The organism is Erwinia sp. E_sp_B01_1 (assembly GCF_036865545.1).
Lineage (GTDB): Bacteria > Pseudomonadota > Gammaproteobacteria > Enterobacterales > Enterobacteriaceae > Erwinia.
The window spans coordinates 3,296,921-3,308,787 of sequence record NZ_CP142208.1; the positions used below are offsets into that span (position 1 = coordinate 3,296,921).

Annotated in this window: 6 protein-coding genes; 3 read left to right on the forward strand and 3 right to left on the reverse strand. The window is 52.4% G+C overall.

All coding sequences use genetic code 11. The annotated features are described in order from the left end of the window. The first annotated feature begins 805 nt into the window (after positions 1–805). The 3 genes from VRC33_RS15480 to rcsB are packed head-to-tail and all read left to right on the forward strand — an operon-like array spanning position 806 to position 5,293. Entirely contained in the window at positions 806–1,960 is a 1,155-nt protein-coding gene (locus tag VRC33_RS15480) for an MFS transporter (RefSeq protein WP_338557207.1), read from the forward strand. A 20-nt stretch (positions 1,961–1,980) separates the two neighbouring features. After that, positions 1,981–4,641 (forward strand): phosphotransferase RcsD, encoded by a 2,661-nt coding sequence (rcsD, locus tag VRC33_RS15485; RefSeq protein ID WP_338557208.1) that lies wholly within the window; start codon positions 1,981–1,983, stop codon positions 4,639–4,641. Position 4,642: 1 nt separating this feature from the next. Next, entirely contained in the window at positions 4,643–5,293 is a 651-nt protein-coding gene (gene rcsB / locus VRC33_RS15490; protein WP_338557209.1) for a response regulator transcription factor RcsB, read from the forward strand. A 56-nt stretch (positions 5,294–5,349) separates the two neighbouring features. On the opposite strand, the gene rcsC is transcribed toward rcsB, so the two are convergent. From rcsC to gyrA, 3 genes are all read right to left on the reverse strand, one after another. Continuing rightward, positions 5,350–8,199, reverse strand: a complete 2,850-nt coding sequence (gene rcsC, locus VRC33_RS15495; protein WP_338557210.1) for a two-component system sensor histidine kinase RcsC — start codon at positions 8,197–8,199, stop codon at positions 5,350–5,352. A gap of 156 nt (positions 8,200–8,355) precedes the next feature. Continuing rightward, positions 8,356–9,006 (reverse strand): hypothetical protein, encoded by a 651-nt coding sequence (locus VRC33_RS15500; protein ID WP_338567374.1) that lies wholly within the window; start codon positions 9,004–9,006, stop codon positions 8,356–8,358. A gap of 164 nt (positions 9,007–9,170) precedes the next feature. Further along, the gene (gene gyrA / locus VRC33_RS15505; RefSeq protein ID WP_338557212.1) at positions 9,171–11,834 is read right to left on the reverse strand and encodes a DNA topoisomerase (ATP-hydrolyzing) subunit A; all 2,664 of its coding nucleotides are present in this window, start codon (positions 11,832–11,834) and stop codon (positions 9,171–9,173) included. Positions 11,835–11,867: the final 33 nt, after the last annotated feature.

The following is an 11,867-nucleotide window of genomic DNA, read 5'->3' on the forward strand; positions in this document are numbered from 1 at the left end:
TAACCTCGATATGCACCAGAAATTATCGTTATGTGTTTCGCGCGAAAAAATGAAGAAAATCTTCACTTTCTCGCGCAAAGCAAGGGGTGACCAGTACCCATGCAGGGTCTGGTTTTTACCTGGTGCATAACCGTTCCCATGAGGAACGAAAGGGGGTTCCGAAAGGAACCTTTGGGGCTGATATGTTATTTTTTTCCAGCTTTTCCTTACACATAGTAAGAAAAATCCGCGATCGCTACTTGATTAATATTTATCGAAAAGATGAAATTATTTAATCAAATAAACACTTTCTTAACAATAGCCGTTACGGATAAATGCTCAATATTGATTGAGTATTGACCCTAATTTCTTGATTTGCCGTAGGGAAAATCTTTACGCTTTATCGCACTTTTGTCTGGATAAAACCCTGAAACGGGATTTTTATGGAAGCTTTAAGCAACAAAAAAGCTGGAAATTCCTGAAAAAATCGTGACAATCAGCACAGGTTAACCCGGCGAAACCTGGGCGAAATTTAAACAATCCTGAGGAAAGTTTGTTGGCGAAAAAAACGCCTTTTTCCAGCCGCGCCAATGATTTGAGTTAAGGCGTGATTTTTAACTTTTATTTCCAGAGTTGTCTGAAAATCTGCATTTAGCCGACTAATCTGATTAACAGCCCTGTTTTTTCAGATTAAAACCTTCAGGACCTCACCAATCCCTCATTTTCTCCCGCTGGCTTAACGTGCTCTTTACGTCAGAAATCTTCTTTAACCAGGCTATATGTGGTAAAAAGTAGCGCTATTCATGGCAGAAATCTGACGGATATCATGACGACACTGGATGCTCAACCCGCCAATGCCAGCGCAGTGGCAACTCAGCACGCAACCCGTGCCATCTTCTTTATAGCCGGTATAGGCATGGCGGCATGGGCTCCCCTGGTACCTTATGCGAAAGATCGGGCGCAGTTAACCGACGGCGCACTGGGCACGCTGTTGCTTTTTCTGGGTCTGGGATCGCTGGTGGCGATGCCGCTGACAGGGATGCTGGTAAGCCGTTTCGGCTGTAAGCGCATTATGACCTTTGGCAGTCTGTTTATCCTGGTTGCCCTGCCGTTGCTGGCCACCCTTTCCACTTCTGTGGGTCTGGGCCTGGCGCTGATGATTTTTGGCGCCGCCATTGGCATGGTCGATGTGGCGATGAATATTCAGGCTGTGGAAGTTGAGAAGGCTTCAGATCGGGCAATGATGTCCGGTTTCCATGGCTTTTTCAGCGTAGGCGGCATTGCGGGTGCAGGTGCCGTCAGCGCCGGTCTGGCTCTGGGGTTAACTCCCCTGCTGGCCGTGGGCGTGGTCGGATTGATGATCGTAGCCCTGTATCTCTTTTGCCAACGCCATTTACTCAGCGATCGCGTCCATCAGGATGACGCGCCCCTGTTTGTCATGCCTCACGGCTGGGTACTGTTTCTGGGCATGATGTGCTTTATTCTGTTTCTGACCGAAGGGTCAATACTGGACTGGGGCGCCCTGTTCCTTACCCATTCGCGCGACCTGCCCCACTCGCAGGCTGGTCTGGGCTATGTGCTGTTTTCTGTCGCCATGACCGTTGGAAGACTCACCGGCGACCGTATCGTCAATTATCTGGGCCGCTTTAAAACGCTGTTTGGCGGCACAGTTTGCGCTTCTGTGGGCTTGCTGCTGGCGGTATTTGTTCCCAACAGCCTGGTAACGCTGGCCGGTTTTCTGCTGGTGGGCTTTGGCGCGTCAAACGCAGTCCCTATTATGTTCAGTGCCGCCGGTAACCAGAAAACCATGCCGTTAAATCTGGCCATTTCCTCCATGACAACGATTGGTTATGCAGGTATTCTGGCAGGTCCGGCACTGATTGGATTTATCTCGCAATGGTACAGTCTGGCGACGGCGTTTAGCGCTATTGCCCTGTTGCTGCTGGTTGTGGCCGCCAGCGCACGGCTGATAACACGTTAACTGGGGTGTCCCGCTACACTATGCTGCCATACAAATTTCCTCTTACCTCAGGCAACGTCACGCGTTTTTTTGTGATGTTTATCCTGGTGCTGTTGCTGGCGTCGGGATTTATGATCCACAACGCGGTCAATGCCTGGCTGACTGATAAACGCTATGCGATGGCGGATATTGCTCATGCGATGCAAAAACGCATCGATACCTATCGTTTTGCTACCTGGCAAATCTACGAGAATCTGGCCGCCAATGCCGCGGGTTCTCCCCCCAACAGCCTGCAGGAAACCAGACTGCGCCCGGATGTTTACTACCTTGAGAAAACCCGGCGTAAAACCGAAGCGCTGATTTTTGGATCGCATGACAGCAGCACGCTGGATATGACCCTGCGGATGTCCAATTATCTGGATACGCTTTGGGGCGCTGAAAACAGCACCTGGTCGATGTATTTCCTCAACGGTCAGGATAACAGCCTGATTCTGATCTCTACCCTGCCGTTGAAAGATATGGCAACGCGCTATAAAGAGAGCGCCATCAGCAATATTGTCGACTCCCGCCGGGCTGAAATGCTGCAGCAGGCAAACGCCCTTGATGAGCGTGAAAGCTTCTCGCCTTTGCGCCGTTTTACCTGGCAGAACGATCACTACTTTACCGTCCGCACCACCTTCAATCAGCCGGGCCATCTGGCCACGGTAGTGGCATTCGACCTGCCGATTAACGATCTGATCCCGCTTAATATGCCGCTGGAATATTTTCAGCTTAAGCAGGATGCCGCTCCCACCGCTTCTGACAGCAGCGATCCGGACGATCAGACCCTCAGCACTAAAGTGACGCTGGAAAATCCTAATATTGAGATTGCCGCCTCGCTGACCAGCACGCCATTGCAGTTGGTCTATAAAGTGCCGCTGATGGGTCTGATCGTTGATACGCTGCATAACCTGATGTGGCCCCTGCTGGCGAATCTCAGCCTGCTGTTACTGTCGCTGGCCGGCCTGTTTATGCTGCGTCAGCAATCTCTGCGGCCCAGCGAAAACCAGAGCGCCGAGCTGGATTCCTTGCGCGTTCTGAATGAAGAGATTGTGGGTAGCCTGCCTGTGGGGCTGCTGGTCTATGATTTTGCCAGTAACCGTACCATTATCAGCAACAAAATCGCCGAGCATTTGCTACCCCATCTGAACCTGCAGAAAATCATTAATATGTCGGATCAGCATCAGGGCGTATTGCAGGCAACGGTGAATAACGAAGTGTATGAAATCCGCCATGCCCGCAGCGTTCTTTCTCCGCACACCCAGATTTTCATGATGCGCGACCAGGACAGGGAGCTGCTGGTGAACAAGAAGCTGCAAAAAGCGCAGCAGGTACTGGATAAGAATCACCAGACCCGCCAGCAGCTGTTGCAAAACCTTGGCCAGGCGCTGAACCGTCCGCTGGAGAAAGTGATCGCCCAGCTTCACACCCTCAGCGAAGCGCATCCTGCTGACGATCTCAGTGAGACTCTGGAAGAGTCGCAGGCCCTGAGCCGTCTGGTGGATGATATTGTGCTGCTGAACCGGCTGGAAACCCATGACTGGGCACCGGATGCCGGCTCATTCAACCTGCAAAGTCTGCTGGATGAACTGGTGCTTGAAGCGCTGCCCTCCCTGCGTCGCAAAGGGCTGAATCTGGTCGTCAATAACCGGCTGAACAGCGATGAAATACGCTACGGCGACCGGCGCGCACTCTACAAAATTCTGACCATGCTGCTGCACTATTCTATCACCAGCACCACCTGGGGCCGAATCAGCATTGAGGTAACTCATCCTGCCGAGCGCCCTGACCGCCTGGCTATCGAAATTATCGATACCGGCGCAGGTTTAAGAGTCGATGAACTGGGCAACACCGATTTCCCGTTCCTGGGTGAAACCAGCCAGGATCGCTTCGGTCAGGCCTCCGGTCTGGCTTTCTTCCTCTGCAAACAGCTCTGTAAGCAGCTTGGCGGACATCTGGAGATCGTTGCGCGGCCTGATATTGGCACCCGCTATAACATCCAGATTCATGCGCCAGAGGAACAGCAGCACGCGCAGGAAGAAAAATTGCTGGAAGGTTTAACCACCCTGGTGGATATCACCGTGGATGAGGTAAGAAAAATAGTGGTTCATCAACTCGAAAACTGGGGAGCAAGCTGCATTACCCCTGATGAACGCTTTTCGGGCCAGGATCATGATGTTCTGGTGACTGACGATCCGACGCGCTTGACGCCGTGGTCGTTACTGCTTACGGATGATGAAACAGGCTTCAGCGCACTTTCTCGCGATCGTTATCGGGTCAACTTTAATATCAGTAGTGCGATGCAGGATGCCCTGCTTCAACTTATTGAGCATCAGTTGGCCCGGGAATCAGAAGAAGAAGCCGAACAACAGCAGGATACGGCTCAACTTTTCGCCCCTGGCTACTTTCAGCTCTTTGTCGATACAGTACCAGATGATGTAAAGAGACTGTATAATGAGGCGGCGGAAGGGGACTTGAGTTCTCTTGCTCAGACTGCGCATCGCCTGAAAGGCGTGTTTGCCATGCTTTACCTGACACCGGGCAAGCAGCTTTGTGAAACGTTAGAACAACACATTACCGAGTGTGACGATTCAAACATTAAAAATACCACCAGTGAAATTGACCTTTACGTCAGTAAACTGCTGCAGCAAGGTAACCAATAAAATGAACAACTTGAATGTAATTATTGCCGATGATCATCCCATTGTCCTGTTTGGTATTCGTAAGTCTCTCGAGCAGATTGAATGGGTAAACGTAGTTGGTGAGTTCGAAGATTCCACAGCATTGATCAACAGCCTGTCAAAACTGGATGCCAATGTCTTGATCACCGATCTGTCGATGCCGGGTGAAAAGTATGGCGACGGCATTACGCTGATCAAGTACATCAAGCGCCACTATCCGGATTTGTCGATTATCGTCCTGACCATGAACAACAACCCGGCTATTCTCAGCGCGGTTCTGGATCTGGATATTGAAGGGATTGTGTTGAAGCAGGGTGCACCTACCGACCTGCCTAAAGCACTGGCAGCCCTGCAGAAAGGCAAAAAGTATACGCCGGACAGCGTGGCAAAACTGCTGGAGAAAATCAGCGCGGGTGGCTACGGCGACAAGCGTCTTTCTCCTAAAGAGAGCGAAGTTCTGCGTCTGTTCGCAGAAGGTTTCCTGGTAACGGAAATTGCCAAGAAGCTTAACCGCAGCATCAAAACCATCAGTAGCCAGAAGAAATCAGCAATGATGAAACTGGGCGTGGATAACGATATTGCGCTGCTTAACTACCTCTCATCCGTCAGCAGCATGCCGGTTGATAAAGGCTAAGCATTCATGCTTCAGCAAAAAGGCGGACAATGTCCGCCTTTTTTTATGGCTGCCAGTTACTCCCTGCCCTTCCTGACCCGCTCTGCGTAGAATGCCAGCGACTTATTCAGCGTGTCCATCGTCACCGGTTTAGAGAGACAGTTATCCATACCCGCTTCCATACAGCGCTGCTTCTCTTCAGCCAGAGCATTAGCCGTTACGCCCACCACCGGGAAGGTCAGCCCTAACTGGCGAAGGCGCTGAGTCAGACGATAGCCATCCATATTCGGCATGTTCACGTCCGTCAGCACAATATCAATCTCGTTACGGCTCAGCACATTCAGGGCATCCACCCCATCCTGCGCAGTCTTGACCCGATAGCCCAGCGATCCCAACTGATCGGATAGCAGCATGCGGTTGACCGGATGATCGTCCACCACCAGGATCATGATGTCTTCATTGCTTTCGCTTTTGTCTTCCGCTTCCGGCAGGCCAGGCACGCCATCAGGCATGGCTACCTCCACACGGTAGATCCTGCCCAGCAACGCCGGAAGTTCATGCGGCGTGGTGGTGCCATACACCCAACGCCCCGGAGAGAGTTCCAGCGGGCCATCGTTATGGCTGCCATCAAAGCGGATCACCGCCCTGAGCGGCTGCTGGACCTGAAAATCATAATCCGTCACTATCACATCGTCCGGGCCGCAACTGCCCTCCTGCAAACGTTGCACTACCAGGCCATGCGCCAGCAGCAGTTTTTCCAGGAAAGCAGCCAGACCGTCGTTATGCAGCTCCAGCCAGCATTTTTTTCCCTGTAAACCGTCGTGCAGCACCGGCATCATCACCTGACTGTTATAGAGAGGAATACGCACGATAAACTGGCTGCCCATACCCGGTTCGGAATCGACCTCTATGTCGCCATCCATCATATTGATCAGCTTTTCACAAATCGCCAGCCCCAGACCGGTTCCCTGGAAGTTACGCTGCACGCCATTGCCAACCTGGAAGAAAGGATCAAACAGCCGCGTCAACTCTTTCGCCGGGATGCCCACGCCCGTATCACGCACCCGGAAAGCCAGATAACCATCACGCACATAGACCTGCAGGATGATGCCACCGGTATGGGTAAATTTGATGGCGTTGTTTAACAGGTTGGAAATGACCTGCTGTAAACGCAATGGATCGCCATCCAGCGAGACCGGCACGTCGCTGTCGATAAAGCACCAGAGCGTAAGGCGTTTTTTCACCACCATCGCCAGATAGTTAGAAGCGATATGGGTGACGACTTCACGCGGTGAAAACTCTCTCGGCTCAATGCGTAACTGCTCAGACTCAATTTTCGAGAAGTCGAGAATATCGCTGATGATTTTCAACAGCAGGCTGGAGGAGTTATTCATCGCCGTGACCAGCGACTCCACCCCCTGCGGCAGTGACTTGGTCTGAAGCAGATCCAGGTTACCGATAATACCGTACAGCGGCGTGCGCAGCTCGTGGCTGACGGTGGCGAGGAACATCGATTTGGACTGGCTGGCCTGCTCCGCAGCATGGGCCATTTCCTGCAGCGACTCTTCCATCTTCACGCGGGCGCTGACATCCACCAGCACGCAAATTGCCACGTTTTCATTGCGGTAGCGCGAATGAACAAAGCTGATTTGCAGGTTTGTATTACTGCCGGTCAGCACGTCAACGAAGTTAACCTGCTGTCCGCAGATGATTTCCGTCAGCCTTTGCCGGTCTTCCTGGGTCAGCATGCTGAGGTAGTTGTGCGCCAGTTCGTTACTGAGAATATTGGTTCCGTCACTGGTTCGCAGAATGCAGATCCCCACCGGTGCGGAAGCCACAATCTTACGGTTAAACTGTTCATGTTCTTCAAGACGGTGTGCATTATCTTCCGCCGGTAAGAACATGCGGCGCTCAAACAGCCAGGCAAGGGTAAACAGAATGATTGCACTGATGACGTTAAGCAGCAGGGCGTTGATAATCAGCATCTTGAGCCGGGCAATCAGCACGTCAGTATCGACTGAATAGACCACATCCAGCTGGGAAGGCATCAGGTTTTTCTTCATCACCAGCTGCTTATAGCCGTTCATATAGCCGAACCAGCTCTGATCGTCTGGCAGGTCTTCAAACGAGATCCCCCCACCAGTGCGCGAAGTGGACATCATCCGCTGCTTGTTGCCATCAATCAGGGTAGCCGTCACCGGGAAGCTGCCCGGCGTAATAAAATCTTCCAGGCGAATTGTCTGTTCAATGCCTAACAGCGCCGCCATTTTACTGGCGATGTAGACTGGCGTAACCAGATAGTAATATCCCACGCCCGGCTGACCGGATGGCGTAATCCAGACAATACTGCTTTTACGCTCTTCGTCATTGCCGTTGCGGTACTTCATAATCCGTTCGTGAAGAGATTTCAGCGCCCGTTCGCGGTTGGCTGGCGTGTTCCCCACACCGAAGTCCGCCATACACAGACTTTCTCCCCCGACGAAAAATACCCGATTCAGTTCATAAGCGGAGGTGAAATTCTCTTTCCAGTAGTGCAGAAAATAGCTGAGTGACTCCAGCGAATTACGCCAGGTATTGCTCATCGAACTGCAATCGGAATCGGAGTACAGCGGGTAGAACTGCGGCAGTGTGGTTTTGCCCGGGAAGACGCCATTCAGCATATCCATGCCGTTTGCGGAGGAGTTAAGGCGGTTTTCAGCAATATATTTCAGTTCACGGGTGACATCTGAAGAGTGGCGAACGTACCACTGAGCCTGCTCAAAGTTGGCGCTGAGCTCCTGACGGACCTGGGATTCTTTCTCATGCAGCACGTTAATAATGTAAAACGTGGTCAGCAGCGCACCCAGCGTCCAGAGCATAAGTGCCAGCGCCCGGAACAGATAGCGGGAAATCCTTAACGTGGTTCTGAACGAGACAAGATATTTCAAGCGAAACCCTAATGATGGCGGCTGGTCAGATGGCAAAAAAAGATCCCGTTACAGTACCGTCAGAACAGGAAAAAAGCCAGTTACGCCCGGTGACGAACAGCATAAAAAAAGCCGGTTTACCCAACCGGCCTGTTATCGGGTTTCAACGGAGAGTGTTTATGACCGGGTTGCCCGGTTCTGTGGAGGGAATCCGGGCCATCCCCCCTTCTCACGCACCTGCTCTGCAAACGCATCAGCCTGCTGATTCATGCAGGCCAAAGAGAGGGCGATAACTTGGTCCCGGGATAATTTCCCGCTGGACGGTTTCTGCGTGCTGGGGTCTTCCTTTTTTTCGAGAACATAGAGCGCCTCCTGCCTGTATGCCTGATGGTAATGATACCCGGCAGCCTCAGCATGCCGGATAAGAACGCGATGATACAGCTTGCCCAGATTCTCACGGATAGCGGCAGCAATCAGCAGCACGGTGTCATGACGGAACATCAAATCATGGATCGCTTCACCAACCCCTTCCACCATCAACTGCTCAAGCTCAATTCTGGTATACCTCATCGAACTGTCCGGGCTGAACCTGCCGGACTGATTCAGCGAGAGTAACGCATTGAAAGGATAAAAACTAACCATCCAGGCGAAATTTTCCACATAATTTTGCGTCCACCCACTCTTCAACACTGAATACATTGCCGGATGAACTGGATCAAACTGCACAATATATTCCCTCTCGTTACCGTTGCGCTTCTTTGCCGCTATCAGGTAGCTCTGCGTTGTTCTTCCCGATCCTGATATGTAGCGAATAACCTTGATTTTCATAGCCACCTCTTCCCTGGGTGGCCGATTTATATCAGGGCATACCTGCTGTGTCAGATGCTGTTGTTAAGATTGCGTAGCGCCTTCCAGACTATTTCGGGGTGGGAAACAGGCATAAAAAAAGGCCGGTTCAGTGAACCGGCCTCTGGCACTAAAAGCGCTGACGATTATTCGTCTTCGTCGGCTTCAGGTGCATCATCTTCAGCATCTGCTTCAGGCGCATCATCGGCTTCCACTTCCGGGGCGATATCCTCATCCCCTTCCGCTACGCTGCCGTCGATAGCATCCAGCTCTTCTTCAGCAACCGGTTCAGCAACACGCTGCAGACCCACCACGTTCTCATCTTCAGCGGTACGGATCAGAATAACACCCTGGGTGTTACGCCCCACCACACTCACTTCAGAAACGCGGGTACGGACTAAAGTACCGGCATCGGTGATCATCATGATCTGGTCGGTATCGGTAACCTGCACCGCACCAATCACCGGACCGTTACGATCGGTGACTTTGATCGAGATAACGCCCTGAGTAGCACGGGATTTGGTTGGGTACTCGCTGGTGCTGGTACGCTTACCGTAGCCGTTTTGCGTCACGGTCATGATCGCCCCCTCTTCACGAGGAACAATCAGCGACACAACGCGGTCGTTTTCGGCCAGTTTGATACCACGAACGCCGGAAGCGGTACGGCCCATGGCACGTACGGCACTCTCGGCAAAGCGAACCACTTTACCCGCCGCCGAGAACAGCATAGCTTCGTCAGCACCGTTGGTCAGCGATACGCCGATCAGTTCATCTTCGTCACGCAGGTTGACGGCGATAATACCGGCGCTGCGCGGGCGGCTGAACTCAGTCAGTGCGGTTTTCTTCACGGTACCGCTGGCGGTAGCCATAAAGATGTTCCAGCCTTCGGCGTATTCACGTACCGGCAGGATCGCGGTGATACGTTCGTTCGCTTCCAGCGGCAGCAGGTTGACGATAGGACGTCCACGTGCGCCACGGCTCGCTTCAGGCAGCTGATAGACTTTCATCCAGTACAGACGGCCCCGGCTGGAGAAGCAGAGGATGGTGTCATGGGTGTTAGCCACCAGCAGGCGATCGATAAAGTCTTCTTCTTTAATACGTGCCGCAGATTTGCCTTTCCCACCACGACGCTGAGCTTCGTAATCGGTCAGAGGCTGATACTTCACGTAGCCCTGATGAGACAGGGTCACCACAACGTCTTCCTGGTTGATCAGGTCTTCGATGTTGATGTCTGCTGTGTTAGCCGTGATTTCAGTGCGACGCTTGTCACCGAACTGATCGCGGATCAGTTCCAGTTCTTCGCGGATCACTTCCATCAGGCGGTCGGCATTTTCCAGAATGAAGATCAGTTCTGCAATCTGCGCCAGCAGCTCTTTGTACTCATCCAGCAGTTTTTCATGCTCAAGACCGGTCAGTTTCTGCAGACGCAGATCCAGAATTGCCTGTGCCTGCTGCTCGGTCAGGTAATATTGACCGTCGCGAATACCGAACTCATCTTCCAGCCACTCAGGACGCGCAGCGTTATCACCGGCGCGTTCCAGCATGGCAGAGACGTTGCCCAGCTCCCACGCACGTGCAACCAGGCCCGCTTTCGCTTCTGCCGGGTTTGCCGCGTGGCGAATCAGTTCGATAATCGGATCGATGTTTGCCAGAGCAATCGCCAGCGCTTCCAGGATATGGGCACGGTCACGGGCTTTACGCAGCTCAAAGATGGTACGGCGCGTAACCACTTCGCGGCGGTGACGCACGAAGGCTTCAAGAATATCCTTCAGCGGCATAATTTTTGGCTGTCCCTGATGCAGGGCAACCATATTGATACCAAACGAGGTTTGCAGCTGAGTGAGTGAATAGAGGTTATTCAGCACCACTTCGCCAACCGCATCGCGTTTGATCTCAATCACAATGCGCATGCCGTCTTTATCAGACTCATCGCGCAGGGCGCTGATCCCTTCCAGACGCTTCTCTTTCACCAGTTCAGCCATTTTCTCAATCAGGCGAGCTTTGTTCACCTGATAGGGAATTTCATGAATGATGATGGTTTCGCGGCCGGTTTTGGCATCCACTTCGACTTCGCCACGCGCACGGATATAAATCTTTCCGCGACCGGTACGATAGGCCTCTTCAATTCCACGGCGACCGTTGATGATGGCGGCAGTCGGGAAGTCTGGCCCCGGAATGTGCTCCATCAGCCCTTCGATGCTGATGTTCTCATCTTCGATATAGGCCAGGCAGCCGTTGATCACTTCCGTCAGGTTATGCGGAGGAATATTGGTTGCCATTCCCACGGCGATACCCGACGATCCGTTAACCAGCAGGTTAGGGATTTTAGTCGGCATAACTTCCGGGATCTGCTCGGTGCCGTCGTAGTTCGGCACAAAATCAACGGTCTCTTTTTCAAGATCCGACAGCAGTTCATGGGCAATCTTAGACATGCGCACTTCGGTGTAACGCATGGCGGCAGCGGAGTCGCCATCAACGGAACCGAAGTTACCCTGACCATCCACCAGCATATAGCGCAGCGAGAAAGGCTGGGCCATACGGACGATGGTGTCATACACGGCGGTGTCACCGTGAGGGTGGTATTTACCGATAACGTCGCCGACTACACGGGCAGACTTTTTATAAGGTTTATTCCAGTCGTTGCCCAACACGTTCATGGCGTAGAGCACCCGACGGTGTACAGGCTTAAGGCCATCGCGAACATCTGGCAATGCGCGGCCAACGATGACCGACATGGCATAATCGAGATAAGAGTTCTTTAACTCTTCTTCAATATTGACCGGTGTGATTTCTCTTGCAAGATCGCTCATGGAGCCGCTATCCCTCTACGTTATACCCGGATT